Here is a 22,474-nt window from a genome sequence, read left to right as displayed (position 1 = left end):
GCTTAGGCCCTTTTTTTTATACAGATGAAAATATACATAGATGAAAGTGGTGATTTGGGATGGACTCTTGATAAACCAAATAGACATGGAGGTTCAAGTAAGTACATTACAATTACCGGAATTCTTATTTCTGCTAATGAGGAAAAATATATTTCGCGTTTCATCAATGATATTTATAAAAAATACAACTTAACACCTAACATCGAAAAAAAAGGAGCCAATTTTATCCCCGAACACTCCTCTTATATCACTTCTCAATTAACTACCAAAATAATCAACAAAAGCACTTCGTTTAAAATAATCTCGATTACCGTAAATAAAACAAACATATACGAATCACTACAAAAAGATAAAAACATATTTTACAACTATGTTCTTGGATTACTATTAAAACCAGAAATTATTCAACATAATACAATTGAAATTATACTGGATCGGAGAACGATAAAAGTCAGTCAGGGTGAAAGTTTTCCGGATTATATAAAAACAGAAATTTGGGGACAAGGCCATAATATAAATATCACATGTGAATTTTTAGAAAGCAGCAAGAATAAAATGATTTGGCTTGCAGATTGGTACGCTAATTTTATTTGGCGAAAACATGAGGATAATGAATCCAGTTCATATGAGCAATTAATAAATTTTCCCAAAGAACGATTTTTAGAGAAAAAACTCTTTTTTGAACTAAAACACACAAAGCATAAAAAAGTATAATTGTACTCCTAAAACCTTATAATTATGATAGTTTAAAATAAAATTCTAATACTATAATCCGTTCCATCAGCGTAACTTTATAGGATATTGAATTTTTCATTATGCTAAAACTATCTCTACAATTTGCGTTATTATTTTTATTGGCCGGCTGTGCTTCTTCCAAAAAAATAAAATTTGATGATTATATTTTTCAAACAAAAACGGAAAAGGGCGCTTACATCAACTCCTACGACAAAGCTTTAAAACTTTGGGATGTCCCGTATACAGAAGAAAATATTCAAACTGATTTTGGAATTGCTCATATTATAGTAGCCGGACCCAAAAATGGAAAAAATTTAGTTTTGCTACACGGCATGGATGCCAGTTCTACCATGTGGTATCCAAATATAAAAGCTTTAGCAAAAACACATCGTGTCTATGCCATCGACTTTCTGATGGAACCCGGCAAATCAACTTTAACGACAAAAGCGCTTTCATCAGAAGAGATAGTGATTTGGTACAATCAGATTTTCACTTATTATAAATTAAAAAACTTCGATATTGTCGCCGCTTCACGCGGGGGCTGGACGGCAACATTATTAGCTACTCAAAAAGAAAATTCAATTGATAAAATAGTTTTACTAAGTCCTGCACAAACGTTTAAATCTATTGATAAAATGAGAAAAACGACTTCTGCCTTACTGCTTAAGCTGTTCCCAAACGAAAAAAGATTCACTAAAACACTAAACACCTTTGCTACACATCCCGAAAACATAAATCCTGCTTATAAAAGACAATTTTATCTGGCGAATAAATATGCCAAATCGAATTCAAATATGCTTAATATGCGACCTTTTTCGGATGACGAATTGAAGTCGATTCAAAATCCGGTTTTAGTTTTAATTGGAGATCATGACGTTATCAATTCTGATGAAAGTTTAAAACGTGCACAGAAATATTTAGTTAATAGCAAGACCAAAATCATCAAAGATGCCGGACATTTCTTAAGTACTGATCAGCCTAAAGTTGTAAATGAGGCTGTTACTGACTTTTTAAATGATAAAAAACCTACTTCAAATCTCTAAAAAAAAATATTTTTAGCAACATAAAATAGAAATATGTGTCAATAGTCTAAAAATCAATCGTTTTCTTATACTAAGCAAGAATTTCAATACGAAATTACATACTTTTACAAATACAGTATAAACTTTTTAGAAGTTCGCTAAATAGAGCGAAGTATACCACCTCAATCTGCTGTAGATTAAATCAGTCACGAATTAGAAAAGTGACAATTACAATATTAGGTCAGAGACTTATTGAATAAAAATTCCAAAACAAATTCAAATCCAAAAATAATTTATAGTAGTCCCATCTTCTATTTAAAATTATTTTTTTGCTTTCATATTAATTAACCAAACTAATATAAACCAAGATTATGAAAAAGAATTTATTCAAAAACCAACTGTTTTTACGACTCAAAAAAGCGTCGCTTACACCATTTGTACTCGCTATTATTTTAGCAAACAGCAACAATCTTAACGCTAGTGAGACTTCGAAAAACGGAAAAAACACCATTCTAACAAATCAAAACAAAGAGATTGATCTGGTCAGAGGAAAAGTTGTTGATGACACAGGATCATCTTTACCGGGAGTTACGGTATTGGTAGTAGGTACCAAAAAAGGAGCCGTTACAGATATTGACGGAAACTATACTATTGAAGCCAAAGTTGGTGACGTACTACAATTTTCGTACGTAGGTTTACAAACCAAAACCGTAACAGTTGACGGACCAATCGTAAATGTTACGCTATCGGGAGGTAGTGGCGAAACGTTGGAGAATATCGTTATTATTGGATCACGTAATCCTACCCGAACTGTTACAGAATCTGCAGTTCCTATAGATGTTATTGCAATGAAAGATATTGCTACACAAGGTGCACAAACCAACCTGAATCAGATTTTGAACATGGTGGCGCCTTCCTTTACCTCCAATACCCAAACAGTAGCCGACGGAACGGATCACCTTGATCCGGCCCAATTAAGAGGTTTAGGCCCCGATCAGGTATTGGTTTTAGTAAACGGTAAAAGAAGACATACCTCCTCTTTAGTCAACATAAACGGAACACCGGGAAGAGGGTCTGTTGGAACTGATTTGAATGCAATTCCTGCTTTCGCTCTCGAAAAAATAGAAGTACTTCGAGATGGAGCTTCCGCTCAATATGGTTCAGACGCTATTGCGGGAGTAATTAACCTTAACATAAAAAAAGATACCAAAAAATTAGATGTCAATCTCTTTTCAGGAAGTAATTTTTCAAGAAATGCAAACGATCACAGAGGTGGAAATGATGGAAACCATTACCAAATGGACCTTAATTACGGAACTAATTTAGGCAAAGAAAAAAGTTTTATTAACCTGACTGGAAGCTTACAACTAAGAGATGCTACAAGCAGAGCTGATGATGCCGCAGGTACGATCTACAATGCTTATAATGCGATTGAACAAAGAGCTTCTGAAGACGGAATAAACATAAATTCTATGTTTGGAAATATTAATAACACCCCTAATTCTACTCAAATTTTAAACTTAATAAAAGGCTATGCTCCGGGGGTAAGCTATTTTACCTCTGCTCAACAAACCTCTATTGCCGGAGCAAATTCGTTATATGACGTTAAAGACAATCAAGGCAATATAATAACACCAGGACTACAAAGCATCTTAAATTTTGATGCCACAGACGGAGAGTTGGCTTACAGAAAGCTTGAGAGAAAAAACTTTAACATGAGAGTAGGTCAATCTGCATTTAAAAGTGTTCAGTTCTTTTTGAATGCTGCTTACCCTATTAATGATAAATTAGAAGTTTATGTTTTTGGAGGAACCAGTTACAGAGAAGGGGAATCTGCCGGTTTTTTCAGAAGACCGAATCAGTCCAGATCGTACACCGGTTTATACTTAAATGGTTTCTTACCCGAAATCCATTCTACCATTAATGATATTTCTGCCGCGACGGGACTTAGAGGTACCATTTTTAAAGATTGGCATTTTGATTTGAGTAACACCTACGGTCGAAATGCTTTTGATTATAATATAGAAAATACGGTAAATGCTACACTAAGAGAAGGCTCTCCTACTGAGTTTGATGCGGGAGGCTTACGTTTTGCTCAAAATACGACAAACTTTGATATGAGCAAAAAAATCAATACCCTAAACATCGCTTTTGGTGCCGAGTATCGCTACGAACTGTACGGTATCAATGCCGGAGTTCCCGATTCTTATAGTCAATACGACATTAATGGAAATGTAGTAACCGGTACGACACCTGCCAACATAAGAGTTACCGATTTCTATGGCGCAGCCAGACCTGGTGGAGCGCAGGTTTTCCCTGGATACAGAGCAGAAAATGCAAAAGATGAAAAAAGAAACAGTGTTGCTGTTTATACCGATTTAGAGCTAGATGTAACCGAAAAATGGTTGTTAAACGGAGCTGTTCGTTTTGAAAATTATTCCGATTTTGGAAGCACTACTAATTTTAAAATCGCGACCCGTTATAAACTTACAGACAACATCAATTTACGTGGTGCTTTCTCAACAGGATTTAGAGCTCCATCTTTACATCAGATTTATTACGAATCGACTGCAACGCAATTTACAGGTGGAGTTCCTTTTGAAGTAGGAACTTTTAGCAACGATTCCAGAATAGCACAATTACTTGGAATTCCGAAACTAAAACAAGAAGAGTCAACCAGTGTAAGTGCCGGATTTACTGCCAAAATTCCATCAGCCAACATTACAATAACGGCAGATGCTTACTATATAAAAATTGATGACAGGGTGGTACTTACCGATCAATTTACCCCAACACCTCTCACCCAATCTTTGTACGATGCAGCAGGTGCGAATGCAGCAACTTTTTTTGCAAATGCAATTGACACCGAATCCAAAGGAATTGATGTCGTAATTACCAACAAACTAAACTTAAATGAAAATCTGACTTTAAAAAATGATTTATCAGGTACTTTTTCAAAAACACGCAAAGTAGGAAACATCAATGCATCACCAATACTAGAAGCTGCAGGACAGGTAAATACTTATTTCTCAGAGTCTTCAAGAGTTTATTTGGAAGAAGCAGTACCAAGAGTAAAAGTAAACTTGACGAACAGCCTTACCTACAAAAAATTCGATTTCTTTTTAAGAAACGTCTATTTTGGAGAAGTAACAGATCCAAACGTTGCTGATGTAAATGGTGATGGCTTGGTAGGCGCCACTATTGTAAATGGAAAAGCAGTAGAAAACGAACACCCGGTTTGGGGAGGAAGAGTGATTACTGATATGTCGGTAGGTTTTAAAATTAGTTCTATTACTAAAATTATAATTGGTGCAAACAATGTTTTTGATATTTATCCGGACAAAAACCTGGGCCCACAAACGGCTAGAAGAGCAAATGGTGTTGATGCAAATGGAAATATAACCTATGCAGCAGCTCCGACTTCTATCGATTTATCCAATCAAAATCAATTTGTATATTCCAGAAATGTATCACAATTTGGTCAAAACGGACGCTTTGTTTTTGCGAGATTAAGCTTTAGTTTCTAAATCAATCCTGATTTTTTACTTCTTCAGAAAAGTCGTTAACATTAGTTTGTTAACGGCTTTTTTTGACTTCTACTTTGAGCCAAAAAAAGAAATCAAACTCGTATATTTGTAAATAAGAACTTTTATTATACGAAATGGATTTTAAAGTAGTTTCCGATTATAGTCCAAAAGGCGATCAGCCGCAAGCCATTCAAAAACTCACACAAGGAGTTGTTGATGGCGAAAAATATCAAACTTTATTAGGAGTTACAGGTTCAGGAAAAACGTTTACTGTAGCCAATGTTATTCAGGAAGTGCAGAGGCCTACTTTGGTTTTAGCGCATAACAAAACTTTGGCCGCTCAGTTGTATTCCGAATTCAAGCAGTTTTTCCCTGATAATGCGGTTGAATATTTCGTTTCCTACTACGACTATTACCAACCCGAAGCTTTTATGCCGGTAACCGGAGTTTTCATTGAAAAAGATTTATCTATCAATGAAGAACTGGAAAAAATGCGTTTAAGTACTACCTCTTCCCTGCTTTCAGGTCGACGAGATATTTTGGTTGTGGCATCCGTTTCTTGTTTATACGGTATCGGAAATCCGGTTGAATTCCAAAAAAACGTAATTGCAATAGAAAAAGATCAAGTTATTTCCCGAACCAAATTATTGCATAGTTTGGTTCAAAGTTTATATGCCAGAACTGAAGCCGATTTTACACCCGGAACTTTCAGAATCAAGGGTGACACTGTTGAAGTTTATCCGAGTTATGCTGATGATGCTTTTAGAATTCACTTTTTCGGAGACGAAATCGAAGAAATAGAATCTTTCGATGCCAAGACTTCTCAAGTAATAGAGAAATTCAATAAACTGACGATTTATCCCGCCAACATGTTTGTGACTTCTCCGGATGTTTTGCAAGGTGCTATCTGGGAAATTCAACAAGATTTAGTAAAACAAGTCGATTATTTTAAGGAAATCGGAAAACATCTGGAAGCAAAACGCTTAGAAGAACGTACCAATTTTGACTTAGAAATGATTCGCGAATTGGGTTATTGCTCGGGAATTGAGAATTATTCGCGTTATCTTGACGGAAGAGATGCCGGAACAAGACCTTTCTGCTTACTGGATTATTTTCCAGACGATTATTTAATGGTAGTGGACGAAAGTCACGTAACGGTCTCGCAAGTTCACGCCATGTACGGAGGCGACAGAAGCCGTAAAGAAAATTTGGTAGAATACGGTTTCCGATTACCCGCTGCAATGGACAACAGACCTTTGAAATTCGAAGAATTTGAAGCCATGCAAAATCAGGTCATTTATGTTTCTGCAACTCCGGCCGATTATGAGTTACAAAAATGCGATGGTGTTTATGTAGAACAAGTTATTCGTCCGACAGGACTGTTGGATCCTATTATAGAAATTCGTCCAAGTTTGAACCAGATTGATGATTTAATCGAAGAAATTCAGGTGCGTTGTGAACTAGACGAAAGAGTTTTGGTCACTACTTTAACCAAAAGAATGGCCGAAGAATTGGCGAAATATTTAACCAAAGTGAATATTCGTTGTCGCTACATTCACTCCGATGTTGACACTTTGGAACGTATCGAAATCATGCAGGATTTGCGAAAAGGTATTTTTGATGTTTTAATTGGAGTCAACTTACTTCGTGAAGGATTGGATTTACCTGAAGTTTCGCTGGTTGCGATACTTGATGCTGATAAAGAAGGATTCCTGCGCAGTCACAGATCGTTGACACAAACTATTGGTCGTGCGGCAAGAAATCTAAATGGTAAAGCCATTATGTATGCGGATAAAATCACTGCCAGTATGCAAAAAACAATTGACGAAACCAACTATCGAAGAACCAAACAGATCAATTTTAATACAGAAAACAACATTATACCACAGGCCTTAAAGAAAAAAATCGAAAGTGCCTTTACTAAAAATCCGTTGGTGGAATATGAATTGGGGCATACTCTGACTACTGCAGCAGAACCTAATACGGCTTATATGTCTAAGGCTGATTTAGAAAAAATGATTCGCGAGAAACGAAAATCAATGGAAAAAGCAGCCAAAGATCTGGACTTTTTACAAGCAGCCAAATTGCGTGACGATATCAAAAAACTACAGGAACAATTGCCTTAATTGTGTTGTTCCTGAAAAACTTTTAGCAACACTTTAGGGTCAATCAAAGCGTTTGGTGCTTTTTGCATCAGATCTAAAATTCGTTTTGTTGCAATTGGATTCAAACCCATCTCAATTGCGATCTGTTGTATTGCTGATGCTTCCTTTTCGTGTAAAACGCCATCACAATGCATAATCAAAGCCAATCTGTAAAATTGCTGAATACGCTGAAACTCCGATTTTATGGCTAACGGTGAAGTTTCCTGATGAAATAAATCCTGAAATTCTTTTTTATCGATATTCAATTCCTGCGCTACCAGCCACAAAAACTCCAATTCGCGTTTGTGCAACTGACCATCAACTGTTGAGAAAGCGATCATTTCTAAAAGTAAACTTCTCTTTTGTTCTTCGGTATTCATCAATTTATTATTTTTAGCTAAATTATTGTTTTTAAATCTAAAACACAAAAAAACACATGATTCGGCTATTCTTCTTTTTCGTATTCCTTGGAACAATCTTTAGCAGTACTGCGCAAGAAAGCACGGCATCAAAAAATGTTTCGACTTTCACTATTGAAGCTCCTCAGCTAAAAACCACTAAAAAAATATGGATTTATTTACCTGAAAATTATTCCACTTCAATAAAGAAAAAATATCCGGTATTCTACATGCATGATGCTCAAAATTTGTTTGACTCCAAAACTTCCTACGCAGGAGAATGGAATGTCGACGAAAAACTGGACAGCCTAAAAGCCCAAGTGATTGTTGTTGGAATTGAACATGGAAATGACAAACGAACAGACGAGCTAACGCCTTATAAAAATGAAAAGTATGGAGGTGGAAATGCCGATAATTACCTTGAATTTATCGTTAAAACCCTAAAACCGTATATCGATAAAAACTACAGAACCAAGCCCGATGTTAAAAACACCACTATTATGGGAAGCTCCCTTGGTGGATTGGTATCGTATTATGCGGCATTCCAATATCCGAAGGTGTTTGGGAAAGCAGGCGTTTTTTCACCTTCCTTTTGGTTTTCGAACGACATCTACACTTTAACAGAAAAAGCACCAAAAATAAAGACCAAATTTCACTTTTTATGCGGTGACAACGAAGATGAAGATATGGTAAAAGATATGACTAAAATGGAGCGGTTATTGGACAAAAACCGTTGCTACTGTCTGCATCTTACGCGATCAAAAATTGTGAAAGGCGGCCAGCATAATGAAAAACTCTGGCGGGATAATTTTGTGACCGCTTTTTTATGGTTGAATTAAAAAAACACAGCATATGGAATTGATTTTAAGAGCATACGATCTAAAACTAAAACACACCTTTACCATCTCCAGAGAGTCAATTGATTTTCAGCCATCGTTGATCGTTGAATTAAAAAGTGATGGTTTTTCGGGTTTTGGAGAAGCAACTTCGAATCCGTATTACAAAACGACAGTTCCTGTAATGATAGCGGATTTAGAAAAAATAAGACCTGTTATCGAAGCCACAGAAAACGAAACTCCCGAATTATTTTGGGCAAAAATATATCCTTATCTAAAACAGGATATGTTTGCTTTGTGCGCTTTAGATTTGGCTTATACGGATTTGTATGCCCGTAAAAAAGGCAAAAAACTCTACGATTTATGGGGCTATTCTATCGACAAAAACCCAATGACAGATTACACAATCGGGATTGCTTCTATCGAAAAAATGGTCGCCAAAATGCAAGAACTTCCATGGCCAATTTATAAAATTAAACTGGGAACTAAAGAAGATATTGCCATCGTAAAAGAACTTAGAAAACACACCGATGCCATTTTCAGAATCGATGCCAACTGCGATTGGGACATCGACGAAACCATCAATAATTCGATCGAATTAAAAAAATTAGGTGTTGAATTTCTCGAACAACCCATAAAAGCCGATAATTGGGAGGGCCACCGAGAGATTTTCAAACACTCAGCCTTACCCGTAATTGCAGATGAAAGCTGTATTCTTGAAGAAGATGTAGCAAAATGTCACCATCATTTTCACGGAGTAAATGTCAAATTGGTAAAATGTGGCGGACTAACTCCAGGGAAACGTATGATTGAAGAAGCCAAAAGACTAGGCCTAAAAACAATGGTAGGCTGTATGACCGAATCTACTGTCGGAATTTCTGCTATTGCGCACTTATTGCCACAACTGGATTATGTTGATATGGATGGGGCATTGCTTTTAGCACAAGATATTGCCACCGGAGTAACTATAAAAGAGGGTGTTATTCATTATTCTGAGCTCAATGGAACTGGTGTAAAGTTAATTCGTTGAACATACTAATTTAACACATAGACCCATAGCTTTTATGAATTTATAAAAAGACATTTCACTTGTTTGGAAGACACATAGCTGTATGTTCGAAAGAAGCATGTTTTTTTCACTAAATCGCCCAAGAAATCAACTAAAATATAAAGTTTAATGAAAGTCAATCAATTTCCGGATCGAATTATTGAGATAGACCAAGAATCGTATTTGTATTTTGGCGGCACGGCTTATTTGGGTTTATCTGTTCATAAAGCTTTTCAGGACTTGGTGATTAAAAACATACTGAAATGGGGCACCACTTATGGAAGTTCCCGAAATGCAAATGTTAAACTTACTGCTTATGATAACGGTGAACTTTTTTTGGCGAAACATATTAAAGCTGAAGCTGCCGTAACAGTCTCTTCCGGAATGTTGGCCGGAAAAATTGTAATCGATGAATTGAATAAAGAAACGGATTGTTATTTTCACTTCCCGGATGCACACCCTGCGATTAAAGCCCATAACAGCCTTCCTGTTTTTATTGATGCAAAAATCAATCCGAGATTAGCAGATGCAACGCCGGAACGCATTACGATTCTTACGGATGCAGTTCCTTCTTATCAGACAAAAGCGATTGACTTATCGATTTTAAAAGAAATCCCAAATCATAAAGCCATTACTTTGGTTGTCGACGAATCACATTCTCTTGGCATTTTAGGCAAAAATGGCTCTGGAATTTACTCTGAAATACAACTTCCGGTTAAACGCAAAATTTTGGTTTCTTCTTTAGGAAAGGCTTTTGGTTTGACGGGAGCAGTCATTGCAGGTGATTCATCATTCATCAATCAAATAAAAAAACTGGACACTTTTATTTCAGCCGCCGGAATGAATCCTGCTTTCGTACAAACGCTAGCGGAAGCTGCTGGAATTTATCAAAGTCAGCATCAAAAACTTTTAGAAAATCTGAGTTATATTGATTCCAAACTCCTTAAAAACGAAACGATAAAGTTCAACAAAACCTATCCTTTATTATACATCGAAATTGACAGAATAACGGAAATTCTTAAGGAAAATAAAATTATTATTGCCAATTTCAAATACCAGGAACACGCTAAAGACATCAATCGCATTGTGATTACGGCCAATCATTTGAGATCAGACTTAGACCGGATAATTAATGTTTTAAACGACTATAACTCTTATTCAAAGTAAAAAAGAGTTTGACACGAATTGCACGAATTATCACTAATTGCGTTGCGCTTAAAATTTAATTCGTGATAATTCGTGTAATTCGTGCAATTCGTGTCAAAAAATCATAAGCCCAATTCAATAAATTGCAATCTGATTGTTTTTAAAACGTACCTTTGTAAAAAATTAAACGATGACGAACAACGATATCCTAAAAAAACTTCGTGTAGCTTTAATGCTACGTGATGACCAAATAGTTGAGATTTTAGAATTAGTAGATTTTAGAATTTCAAAATCAGAATTAGGTGCTTTTTTTAGAGCCGAAGATCATGAGAATTACATGGAATGTGGTGATCAGGTTTTACGTAACTTCTTAAACGGATTGGTAATTCATTTAAGAGGAACGAAAGAAAATCCGAAAAATCCAAACGACGTTTTAGCGAAACATAAAGCTGAAATTCCAAAGAAAGAAAATACTAAAGACAGACCTGAATTTAAGGCTGCCCCGAAAGACAGTGAAAGAGCAAGAGGTGATCAAAAACCTTCAAAAACCGGAGCTGCTAAAAAGCCTTTCAAGAAAAACAACACCAAAACTGCTCCTAAAGTACAGGTGGTAGAGAAAGTAATTTACAAAAACGGGAAGAATAAAAATTCTTAGATTTGTGAGCTGTGAAATGTGTTTCTTTTTGCGTTTTACAGATGATTTCAAAAAAAATCCATTCGTTCAGCGAATGGATTTTTTTTTATATTTTATTTTCTTCTATTTTCTCAAAAAAAGCTTCTTTAAAAGTCGCTCCAATTGGCAGTTCTTTACCATTCATGAAAACCGAAAAACTATCCGTAGATTCAATGTGTTTTAAAGCTACGACATAGGATTTATGAATTTGAATAAAGTCATTTCCGGGCAGTGATTCCACTACATTTTTTAGAGACGAATGCGTAATAATCTGTTCCTTCGAAGTATGAATACAAACGTAATTCTGCAAACTTTCGACATACAGCATATCGCTCAGAAGTACTTTTTGGAACTTATTTTTTCCATCCGTTTTTACAAATATAAATTCCTTCTGATTATTAGGTACAATTTCTGTTTTAACCTCAGCATTGAGTTTTGAAACGGCTTGATAAAAACGTTCAAAAGCGATTGGTTTCAGTAAATAATCTACAGCATTCAATTCAAAACCTTCTAATGCAAAATCAGGATATGCGGTTGTAAAAATCACTTTTACCTCTTTAGAAATAATTTTGGAAAGCTGTAATCCTGTGAGTTGAGGCATTTGAATATCCAAAAAAATAACATCTACTTTATTGGAATTCAGAAATTCTAATGCTTTTAAAGAGTCATTAAAAATTCCTGCTTCCTCCAAAAAAGAAACTTTCTCCACATAATTTTTAAGAATTCGTGTTGCAGGCGGTTCATCATCAACAATTATACACTTAAAAGCCATAACTATTTTTTTAAAGGGATTTTCAGATACACTTTAAAGGTATCATTATTTACTGTTTTTTCGAGTATAAATTTGTCTTTATAAGCATATTCCAAACGTTTCATCAGATTGTCAAATCCAATTCCTGTAGAATAGTAATTTTCTCCTTCAATGCTATAATTAAAGGTTTCAATTTCTAAAAAATCTTCTTTTATTGCAATCGAAATTATCGCGCTTTTCTCGGGATCATTTAATTTCCCATGCTTGAAAACATTTTCAATAAAATGAATTAAAACAGATGGCAGAATCTTCTCAATTGTATAATCACCGTTGACAGAGAATTTCAAATACAACTGATCTTCAAATCTTTTTTGCTGCAAATGAATGTAGTTTTTAATGAATTGCACTTCTTTTGAAAGCAAAACTTCTTCTTTATCCGTCTCTGTGATAACATAACGAAGCAAATCCGATAACACCAAAACATCTGAAGCCATTTCGTCATCTTTCCCGATTAGCTGGCTGTAAAACGAATTTAGCGTATTAAACAAAAAATGCGGACTAATTTGGGATTTCAGTATTTGAAATTCGGCTTTTTTGTTTTCCAAAAGCAATTCTTGGTTTTGTTTCTGTGTCTCCTGAAACTGCCAGAACAAATAACTAAAAAAACTTAAAATCACTGCCGGTGAACCAAAGAAAAAATTGTCTCTGATGTAAAACCCTACTTCTCTTGATTCTTCTACATAATTATGAATCCCGGTAATTTCAAAAATAATTATTTCCTCAAACACATATCGAACTCCTGAAAAAAGAAGCAAGGAAACCGGAATGGTCAACAAATAAAAAAAGAATCTTTTTTTATTTAAAAGCCAAGGACAAAAAATATAGAAATTTAAAGTATAAATGGCAAAAACAGCCAACAAGTCACTGAACGAGAATAAGAAAAGCATCTTATCAAATATAAAAGTTTCGTATTTCTTGCCGACACCAATATCCCAGAGGTAAAAAGTGAAAAACAAACCCAAAAACAAAACAATATGATAATAGAAAGGGACTTTTAGTTTCATAACGACTTTTTAATAGCTCCAAAAATACAATTATACCTTTTAACGAAGTCATTATTTATATGAAACTGCCATTTCTAATGACGAACCTCTAAAAACGTTATATGACTTTTTTGTGACCTCAATTCGACTAGTTGGTAATTCAGAATAACCTGTTCATCAAAAATTAAAAAACTGGTTGTACATCCCGTCTACTTTTGCATCGAATTTAAACCAAACCATCATGCAAAAAATCATTTTATTAGCCATTTTTCTTTCATTGAATCTTATTACGGCTCAACCAAAAAAGAAACAAATCTTATTAATTGGAACCTTCCATTTTGAAAACCCGGGTCTTGATGTAGCTAAAATCAATACTTTCGATGTAATGAGCGAAAAAAGCCAAAAGGAATTGGAAAACATCACCAATAAAATTAAAGAATTTGGTCCGGATAAAATTTTCGTCGAATGGGGTTATCAAAAACAGGACAAACTGGATAAATTCTATGCTCTAAACACGGACAGTTTACTTCATAAAAAAGCGGATGAAAGAGTACAACTAGCCTTAAGAGCAGCTAAAAAACTAGGTCATAAAAAATTATTTGCCATTGATTATAATCAAACTCGTTTTCCTTACGATAGTTTAACCAAAGGTATGAAAGAAGCCAATCAACTGGATTTATTAAAAAGCAATGACGAGGAAATGAAACTTTTCGAGCAATCGCAAAACGAAAAAATGAAAAAATACAGTCTAACGGAACTTTTAGTAGACATAAATTCAGATAAATCAAATAGAGAAAATGTAGAATGGTATCTTGGAACAGCAAACAGAGCCGGGAAAAACGATAATTTCGTAGGTGCCTTTTTGGTTTCTGAATGGTATAAAAGAAATCTTTATATGTATTCCTTAATTCAAAAACTAACAGAAAGTAAAGATGATAAGATAATGGTCTTACTTGGAGCGGGACATACTGCTATGATTCGCGAGTTTATAAAATACGACCCTAATTTTGAAATTGTAGAACTGGCTACGATTCTGAAATAACAGACAGCGGGGGCTTTTAACCGCAAAGTGCGCAAGGGTTTTATTTTTATTTTGAACGCAAGGTTCGCAAGGCTATATCAATCATCATGGCTTTGCGTTTTTACGTAGAGATGCAGTAGAGATGCACAGCAGTGCATCTCTACATTACATATATAACATAAAAAAAACCATTCGCAGAACGAATGGTTTTTCTATTTTTATCGATATTGTTGCCGTGGAGATGCACTGCTGTGCATCTCTACAACGGACGATATTGTATTATTTAGATAATGCAGCCTTAACTTGGTCAGCAGCTTCTTGGAATTGAACAGCTGATAAGATTGGCATACCTGAATTGTCAATTAATTCTTTTGCAATTTCAGCATTTGTTCCTTGCAAACGAACGATAATTGGCACATTGATAGCATCACCCATATTTTTGTAAGCGTCAACAACTCCTTGCGCCACACGGTCGCAACGAACGATTCCACCAAAAATATTGATCAAAATTGCTTTTACGTTTGGATCTTTTAAGATAATACGGAAAGCAGTTTCAACACGTTTTGCATCAGCAGTTCCACCAACGTCTAAGAAGTTAGCAGGCTCAAATCCAGCGTATTTAATTAAATCCATAGTTGCCATTGCAAGACCAGCTCCGTTTACCATACATCCAACTGTACCGTCAAGATCTACGTAATTTAAACCTACTTCTTTAGCTTCTACTTCAATTGGATTCTCCTCACGGATATCACGCATTTCAGCATATTTAGGTTGTCTGTACAAAGCATTATCATCGATATTTACTTTAGCATCAACAGCCATAATTTTGTTGTCAGATGTTTTTAAAACCGGGTTGATTTCAAACATAGAAGCATCAGAACCAATGTAAGCATTGTATAAAGCATCGATGAATTTAATCATTTCTTTAAAAGCATTTCCTGAAAGACCTAAATTAAAGGCAATTCTTCTTGCTTGAAAACCTTGTAATCCAACATTAGGATCAACTTCTTCAGTAAAGATTAAGTGAGGTGTGTGCTCAGCAACTTCTTCAATATCCATTCCACCTTCAGTAGAATACATAATCATGTTACGACCTGTAGCTCTATTTAATAAAACAGAAACATAAAATTCAGACGTTTCACTTTCACCAGGATAGTATACATCTTCTGCTACTAAAATTTTGTTTACTTTTTTACCTTCAGCAGAAGTTTGAGGTGTAATCAATTGCATTCCGATAATTTGTTCTGCAATCTCTTCAACTTGTTGTAAGTTCTTAGCTAGTTTCACTCCACCACCTTTTCCACGGCCACCTGCGTGAATTTGCGCTTTAATCACGTGCCATCCTGTACCAGTTTCGGCAGTTAATTGTTTTGCAGCAGCTACAGCTTCAACTGCATTGTTAGCCACAATTCCGCGTTGAATGCGTACTCCGTAACTCGCTAAAATTTCTTTTCCTTGATATTCGTGTATGTTCATAATATAGAATTTGTCTGGTTCTGAATTTATTTCAGAATAAAAGTGCGACAAAAATAGCAAAATTCAACTGAATAGTAAAATCTTTTTCAATTAAAAATGTCTCAAATTTATATTAAGGAGTTATTCCTTTTTAAAGCAAATTAATCGTTAAACAATTGCTTATAAATTGTGAAGAGAAAAATACTATATCGTTTGAGTTTTAACAAAAATACCAACGGTATCAATAGCTTAGCGACGATTTTTCTTAAAATATCTTAAAGCCGATTATGATTTTGATAATTCGCAATGCTTTAAATAATAATATTGACATTTTAGAACCCTTTTTCTAATATTACAACAAAAATGTAAGTCAAAAAACTAATTCAATGAATTATATTTAACGAAATCTTTATTTTTGTAGAAAAAATATCAAGAATGAGAGTTAAAGAACAAGGGCTTTATTTGCCTGAATTTGAACACGACAATTGTGGTGCAGGATTTATTTGTAATTTGAATGGTATTAAATCTAATGACATCATTCACAAAGCATTGGATATCTTAATAAAATTAGAACACCGTGGTGCCGTTAGTTCTGATGGAAGAACCGGAGACGGAGCCGGAATTTTATTTGACATCCCACATGATTTTTTTAAGAAAGTATGTGATTTTGAAATCCCTGAAACACGTGAGTATGCAGTAGGAATGGTTTTTTTGCCAAAAAGTAAAAACCAGGTTTCTTTTTGCATGAATGCGTTCGAAGCAACTATTAAAGATCAAAATTTAAAGATCTTAGGTTGGAGAGATGTACCCGTTGACGTTGAAAATTTAGGGCAGATTGCCGCAGAAAAAGAACCAACCGTTAAGCAGGTTTTTGTTAGCAAAAACAATCAGGATTTAACGGAACAAGAATTTAATGCAAAACTTTTTGCAGCTAGAAAAATTGCCGAACATGCGATAAGAGGATCTAAAACCTCCGAAAGTCATATGTTTTATTTTACTAGCCTATCGACCACTACTATAATATATAAAGGTCTCTTGATGCCGGAAGACATCAGCCGCTATTATATTGATTTGAAAGATCCCGACTTGGTGACACGCCTAGCGTTAGTACACCAACGTTTCTCTACCAATACTTTTCCTTCCTGGGATTTGGCACAACCCTTCAGATACATGTGTCATAACGGGGAGATTAATACCCTTCGCGGAAATGTCAGCAGAATGCGTGCCCGTGAAGAACTAATGGAAAGCAAAATTTTTGGTGATGATATCAAAAAATTATTCCCGATTATCTTAGAAGGAAAATCAGATTCTGCTTCGATGGATATGGTTGTTGAACTTTTATTAATGACCGGTCGTTCCTTACCAGAAGCCATGATGATGGTCGTTCCTGAAGCTTGGGAAAAACACCAGTCTATGTCGGAGGAAAAGAAAGCTTTCTACGAATACAACGCTTGTATCATGGAACCTTGGGACGGCCCTGCTTCTATTCCGTTTACTGATGGAAATGTAATTGGAGCATTACTGGACAGGAATGGTTTGCGTCCTTCCCGTTATACTTTGACAAAAAGTGGTTTCGTAATCATGTCATCAGAAATTGGTGTTCTTGATATCGAGGCGGAAGACGTAATTCAGCACGGTCGTTTAGAACCGGGGAAAATGTTCCTGGTTGACATGAACGAAGGTCGTATCATTGAAGATGAAGAGATCAAAAAAGCCATCGTAACCAAACGTCCTTACAAAGAATGGGTTGAGGCCAACTTGCTTCCTTTGTCTAAAGTTCCTTATACCAACAACCCTACTCCGGTTGAGAAATTGGATTTCCAGACCAGACAACGTTTGTTTGGTTATACGATCGAGGATTTAAAAACAATTATCAACCCAATGGGATCCGATGGCGCTGAAGCGATCAGTTCTATGGGTAACGATACTCCATTGGCGGTTTTATCAGATCAGCCGCAATTATTATACAACTATTTCAAACAATTGTTTGCTCAGGTTACCAACCCGCCTTTGGATGGTATTCGTGAGGAGATCATTACCGATATTAGTTTAGCCATTGGTGGTGATTTTAATATTTTTGATATTGAAGCAAAACAATGCAAAAAATTAAAAATCCAAAATCCTGTTATCTCTAACGAGGATTTAGATAAAATTAAAAATATAGATCACGAAGATTTCAAATCGTCGACTATTTCTACCTTATATAAGATCGAAAAAGGAGTTAACGGTTTAGAGCGTGCTTTAGAAAAATGCGTTCAGGCTACTTACAAAGCGGTTTCTGAAGGCCATAACATTATCATTCTTTCTGACAGAGGTGTTAGCGAGCAATTAGCTCCAATCCCGATGTTGCTGGCTTGCTCTTACATTCACCATTCTTTAAACATTTTGAAAGTTCGTTCTAAATTCGGAATCATAATTGAATCTGCAGAACCACGCGAACCGCATCATTTTGCTTTATTGTTCGGATATGGAGCCAGTGCAATCAATCCGTACATGGTGAATGAGATCATTCACGATCAGGTAAACCAAGGATTTATTACCAAAGTTAAAGCTGATTATGCGATTATCAACTACAACAAAGCGATTGCAAAAGGGATTTTAAAAATCATGAATAAAATTGGAATCTCTACTTTACATTCGTACAGAGCGGCTCAGATTTTTGAGATTTTAGGTTTAAATAAAACATTCTCTACGAAATATTTCCCTTACACTCCTTCCAGAATTGAAGGAATTGGTCTGATGGAAATTGAAAAAGAAGTAAAGAAAAGATTCCAGAAAGCATTTCCAAATTCAAAAATCGCCAACTTATTGCCTTTAGAAATTGGAGGTATTTACAGATGGAGAAGATCTGGAGAGAAACACATGTTCAATCCGACTACGATTTCTAAATTACAACAAGCCGTTCGTTTGAACAGTCCGGAAAGCTATAAAGAATACTCCGATATGGTCAACGAGCAAAGTGAAAACTTAATGACCATCAGAGGTTTATTCGAATTCAATAATTTAGATCCGATTTCTATTGATGAAGTAGAACCTTGGACCGAAATTGTAAAAAAATTCAAAACCGGAGCAATGTCTTACGGATCGATCAGTAGAGAAGCACATGAGAACTTAGCTATTGCAATGAACCGAATTGGCGGAAAAAGTAATTCTGGAGAAGGTGGAGAAGATCCAAAACGTTTCCAGAAAGAAATTAACGGTGATTCCAGAAACAGTGCGATCAAACAAGTCGCTTCAGGAAGATTTGGTGTTTCGATCAATTATTTGACAAACGCTAAAGAAATCCAAATTAAAATGGCTCAGGGTGCTAAACCTGGTGAAGGTGGACAGTTACCGGGAGAAAAAGTAGTGCCATGGATTGCTGAAACCAGAAACTCTACCCCTTATGTAGGTCTGATTTCGCCACCGCCGCACCACGATATTTATTCTATTGAAGATTTATCGCAACTGATTTATGACTTAAAAAATGCCAATCGTGAAGCTCGTATCAACGTAAAACTAGTTTCTGAAGTAGGCGTTGGAACCATCGCTGCCGGTGTAGCCAAAGCCAAAGCGGACGTTATCTTAATCTCAGGTTACGACGGAGGAACAGGTGCAGCACCATTGACTTCTTTACAACATACCGGTATTCCGTGGGAACTTGGCTTGGCCGAAGCACAACAAACTTTAATCTTAAATGACTTAAGAAGCCGTGTGGTTTTAGAATGTGACGGACAGTTAAAAACAGGTCGTGACGTTGCTATCGCAGCATTATTAGGTGCCGAAGAGTTTGGTTTTGCTACCGCTCCATTAGTAGCCTCCGGTTGTATCATGATGAGAGCTTGTCACTTAAATACTTGTCCGGTTGGTATTGCCACTCAGGATCCTGAATTGAGAAAAAATTTCAAAGGAACTCCGGAGCACGTAATCAACTTCATGTATTTTATTGCTGAAGAGCTAAGAGAAATCATGGCACAATTAGGTTTCAGAACCTTAAAAGAAATGGTCGGTCAATCGCAAAAATTAAATGTCAATAAAGCGATCAAACACTATAAAGCAAATGGTTTAGATTTATCATCCATTTTATACAAACCGGAAAAAGCCAAAACGGTTCCAAATCACAATACGACAGAACAAGATCACAACCTTGAAAACGTATTGGATTTCGAAATCATCAAAGAGGCAATTCCGTCTATTTACAGAAAAGAAAAAACAAGAGTTACCTTTAAAATTAAAAATACAGACCGTTCTGTAGGTGCCATTTTGAGTAATGAAATCTCAAAAATATATGGCGCACAAGGTTTACCCGATGACACTATTTTAGTTGATTTTGAAGGTTCTGCCGGACAAAGTTTTGGTGCATTTGCAACAAACGGATTGTCATTTAAAATTCACGGAAACTGTAATGATTATTTAGGAAAAGGACTTTCGGGAGGAAAATTAATTATCAAAGTACCTCCTACTGCGACTTTCAAACCTGAAGAGAATATCATTATTGGTAACGTTGCCCTTTACGGCGCTATTACCGGAGAGGCTTACATCAATGGTATGGCCGGAGAGCGTTTTTGTGTGAGAAATTCCGGAGCAACTGCGGTTGTAGAAGGAATTGGAGATCACGGATGTGAGTATATGACGGGTGGTACAGTCGTAGTTTTAGGAAAAACAGGCCGAAACTTCGCAGCAGGTATGAGCGGCGGTGTGGCTTATGTTTACGATCCGAAGCAGCAATTTGATTCGAAATCCTGCAACATGGAAATGGTCGCTTTTGACCCAATCGAAACTGCCGATATCACAAAACTAAGACGACTGATTAAAAACCATTCTTTGTACACCAACAGTCCATTAGCCAAAAGAATTTTAGCAGATTGGGAGAATCAACAAAACCACTTCGTAAAAGTAATGCCAACTGATTACAAAAAAGCATTACAAAGAATTGCAGAAGAAAAGAAAATAGAAGAATTAATAGCAGATTAGATGATTTTAGAATTCAGATTTTAGATTTTAGATTTTAGATTATTTCAAATTTAACCACACCGCTTTGCTAGTCTTGCGGTTAAAAATTTTGGAATTTGGAATTTAAAAAATTGGAATTTGGAATTCAAAAATTGGAATTTAAAGAAAAAGTCATGGGTAAAATAGGCGGATTTAAAGAATATAGAAGAGCCGACGAAAGTAATATTGAAGTTATAGAACGTGTTAGCAACTATAATGAATTTACGATTCCGTTAGCAAAAGAGCAAATAAAAGAACAAGGTTCTAGATGTATGGATTGTGGTATTCCTTTTTGTCACAGTGCCTGTCCGTTAGGAAATTTAATTCCTGATTTTAATGACATGGTGCATCAGGAAGAATGGCAAAGCGCTTTAGAGATTTTACAATCAACGAATAACTTTCCGGAATTTACAGGTCGTTTATGCCCTGCTCCGTGTGAGAAATCATGTGTATTGGGAATCATAAAAGAGCCTGTTGCGATCGAAAATATTGAAAAAAACATTATCGAAAGAGGTTTCGCAGAAGGCTGGATCAAACCACAGACTCCTAAAAAAAGAACCGGAAAAACGGTAGCCGTTATTGGTTCCGGTCCTGCAGGTTTGGCAGCAGCACAACAATTAAACAGAGCCGGACATACGGTAACTGTTTTTGAAAGAGATAATGCCATTGGAGGTTTATTGCGTTACGGGATTCCGAATTTTAAATTAGAAAAAGGAATCATCGACAGACGTGTAGCGATCCTTGAAGCAGAAGGAATCACTTTTAAAACCAATGTTAATGTTGGCGTAAACTTTAGCGTAGACGAACTAAATGCTTTTGATTCTATCGTATTGTGCGGCGGAGCAACCGAAAGAAGAAGTTTGCCTACTAAAGGAATCGAAAGCAAAGGCGTTGTTCAGGCTATGGATTTCCTGACGCAGCAAACCAAAGTATTGTTCGGAGAATCAATTCCGGATCAGGTAATGGCAACCGGCAAAGATGTTATCGTCATTGGTGGTGGAGATACCGGTTCAGATTGTATTGGAACTTCTAACCGACACGGTGCCAAATCGGTTACTAATTTTGAAATTTTGCCAAAACCACCCGTTGGAAGAAGCGAAACAACCCCTTGGCCTTTCTGGCCGTTGCAATTAAAAACTTCCTCTTCTCACGAAGAAGGCTGTAACAGAAACTGGTTAATCAACACCAAAGAGTTCTTAGCAAACGAAAAAGGAGAATTGGTTGGATTAAAAACAGTCGAAGTGCAATGGAAAATGACGCCGGGACAAAGACCTGAATTAATCGAAAAAGAAGGTTCAGAAAAAATCTGGCCTTGCGATTTGGCTTTATTAGCCTTAGGCTTTACAGGTCCGGAGAAAACATTAAGTGAACAACTAGGCCTTGAAATTGACATGAGAAGCAATTATAAAGCTAAAAATTATCAAACCAATGTTCCTCATATTTTCACAGCCGGAGACATGCGTCGCGGACAATCTTTAATTGTTTGGGCTATTTCTGAAGGTCGTGAAGCAGCAAGAGAGGTAGATTTATTCCTAATGGGTTCTACTAATTTACCAACCAAAGGAAATGGCGATTTACCAAGTTTATAAATCATAAACGAATCTATTTTATAAAACAAAACCCCCTTTTTCAAAATTAAAAAAGGGGGTTTGTTATTTAATATCGGAAATTGATCCTAAAAAATAGGCTGTTTCTAAGCTGTGA

15 protein-coding genes are annotated in these 22,474 nt (G+C 35.9%); 11 read left to right on the top strand and 4 right to left on the bottom strand.

Annotated elements, in window-relative coordinates:
- Window positions 1-24: 24 nt before the first annotated feature.
- The 4 genes from ACHRV5_RS11545 (at window position 25) to uvrB (ending at window position 7,410) form a co-directional block, all read left to right on the top strand.
- On the top strand, window positions 25-714 hold the full coding sequence (locus ACHRV5_RS11545) for a DUF3800 domain-containing protein (protein WP_395426848.1): 690 nt from the start codon (window positions 25-27) through the stop codon (window positions 712-714).
- 101 nt (window positions 715-815) lie between these two features.
- Window positions 816-1,778: an alpha/beta fold hydrolase gene (locus tag ACHRV5_RS11540; protein ID WP_395426847.1), complete on the top strand. Its 963-nt coding sequence runs from the start codon at window positions 816-818 to the stop codon at window positions 1,776-1,778.
- A 350-nt stretch (window positions 1,779-2,128) separates the two neighbouring features.
- Window positions 2,129-5,284: a TonB-dependent receptor domain-containing protein gene (locus tag ACHRV5_RS11535; RefSeq protein WP_395426846.1), complete on the top strand. Its 3,156-nt coding sequence runs from the start codon at window positions 2,129-2,131 to the stop codon at window positions 5,282-5,284.
- Window positions 5,285-5,418: 134 nt separating this feature from the next.
- Window positions 5,419-7,410: an excinuclease ABC subunit UvrB gene (uvrB, locus tag ACHRV5_RS11530; protein ID WP_047775413.1), complete on the top strand. Its 1,992-nt coding sequence runs from the start codon at window positions 5,419-5,421 to the stop codon at window positions 7,408-7,410.
- On the opposite strand, the gene ACHRV5_RS11525 is transcribed toward uvrB, so the two are convergent.
- Window positions 7,407-7,808: a TerB family tellurite resistance protein gene (locus ACHRV5_RS11525; protein WP_047775411.1), complete on the bottom strand. Its 402-nt coding sequence runs from the start codon at window positions 7,806-7,808 to the stop codon at window positions 7,407-7,409. The genes uvrB and ACHRV5_RS11525 overlap by 4 nt on opposite strands.
- A gap of 56 nt (window positions 7,809-7,864) precedes the next feature.
- Here ACHRV5_RS11525 and ACHRV5_RS11520 point away from each other — a divergent pair, with 56 nt between their 5' ends.
- The 4 genes from ACHRV5_RS11520 (at window position 7,865) to ACHRV5_RS11505 (ending at window position 11,511) form a co-directional block, all read left to right on the top strand.
- Window positions 7,865-8,665 carry an alpha/beta hydrolase gene (locus ACHRV5_RS11520; RefSeq protein WP_395426845.1) on the top strand — a complete coding sequence of 267 codons (801 nt, stop codon included), beginning with the start codon at window positions 7,865-7,867 and terminating at the stop codon, window positions 8,663-8,665.
- A 13-nt stretch (window positions 8,666-8,678) separates the two neighbouring features.
- Window positions 8,679-9,692 (top strand): dipeptide epimerase, encoded by a 1,014-nt coding sequence (locus tag ACHRV5_RS11515; RefSeq protein WP_395426844.1) that lies wholly within the window; start codon window positions 8,679-8,681, stop codon window positions 9,690-9,692.
- A 147-nt stretch (window positions 9,693-9,839) separates the two neighbouring features.
- Window positions 9,840-10,877 carry an aminotransferase class I/II-fold pyridoxal phosphate-dependent enzyme gene (locus ACHRV5_RS11510; protein WP_395426843.1) on the top strand — a complete coding sequence of 346 codons (1,038 nt, stop codon included), beginning with the start codon at window positions 9,840-9,842 and terminating at the stop codon, window positions 10,875-10,877.
- Between the two features lie 169 nt (window positions 10,878-11,046).
- Window positions 11,047-11,511: a DUF1456 family protein gene (locus tag ACHRV5_RS11505; RefSeq protein ID WP_230004966.1), complete on the top strand. Its 465-nt coding sequence runs from the start codon at window positions 11,047-11,049 to the stop codon at window positions 11,509-11,511.
- Window positions 11,512-11,596: 85 nt separating this feature from the next.
- On the opposite strand, the gene ACHRV5_RS11500 is transcribed toward ACHRV5_RS11505, so the two are convergent.
- Both ACHRV5_RS11500 and ACHRV5_RS11495 read right to left on the bottom strand, forming a co-directional pair.
- Entirely contained in the window at window positions 11,597-12,301 is a 705-nt protein-coding gene (locus ACHRV5_RS11500) for a LytR/AlgR family response regulator transcription factor (RefSeq protein ID WP_395426842.1), read from the bottom strand.
- 2 nt (window positions 12,302-12,303) lie between these two features.
- Window positions 12,304-13,344 carry a sensor histidine kinase gene (locus ACHRV5_RS11495; protein WP_395426841.1) on the bottom strand — a complete coding sequence of 347 codons (1,041 nt, stop codon included), beginning with the start codon at window positions 13,342-13,344 and terminating at the stop codon, window positions 12,304-12,306.
- A 220-nt stretch (window positions 13,345-13,564) separates the two neighbouring features.
- Here ACHRV5_RS11495 and ACHRV5_RS11490 point away from each other — a divergent pair, with 220 nt between their 5' ends.
- On the top strand, window positions 13,565-14,365 hold the full coding sequence (locus ACHRV5_RS11490) for a DUF5694 domain-containing protein (protein WP_395426840.1): 801 nt from the start codon (window positions 13,565-13,567) through the stop codon (window positions 14,363-14,365).
- A gap of 258 nt (window positions 14,366-14,623) precedes the next feature.
- Here ACHRV5_RS11490 and sucC read toward each other — a convergent pair whose 3' ends face one another.
- Window positions 14,624-15,820: an ADP-forming succinate--CoA ligase subunit beta gene (gene sucC / locus ACHRV5_RS11485; RefSeq protein WP_047775398.1), complete on the bottom strand. Its 1,197-nt coding sequence runs from the start codon at window positions 15,818-15,820 to the stop codon at window positions 14,624-14,626.
- Between the two features lie 414 nt (window positions 15,821-16,234).
- Here sucC and gltB point away from each other — a divergent pair, with 414 nt between their 5' ends.
- Entirely contained in the window at window positions 16,235-20,752 is a 4,518-nt protein-coding gene (gene gltB, locus ACHRV5_RS11480; protein ID WP_047775397.1) for a glutamate synthase large subunit, read from the top strand.
- A 152-nt stretch (window positions 20,753-20,904) separates the two neighbouring features.
- Complete coding sequence (locus ACHRV5_RS11475) at window positions 20,905-22,359, top strand: glutamate synthase subunit beta (RefSeq protein WP_395426934.1); 1,455 nt, start codon at window positions 20,905-20,907, stop codon at window positions 22,357-22,359.
- Window positions 22,360-22,474 lie beyond the last annotated feature (115 nt).

Source organism: Flavobacterium sp. FlaQc-52, from assembly GCF_044007495.1.
Classification (GTDB): Bacteria; Bacteroidota; Bacteroidia; order Flavobacteriales; family Flavobacteriaceae; genus Flavobacterium; species Flavobacterium cupriresistens.
Note: the sequence above shows the minus strand (reverse complement) of the source record. Positions and strands in the feature narration are given on the sequence as shown.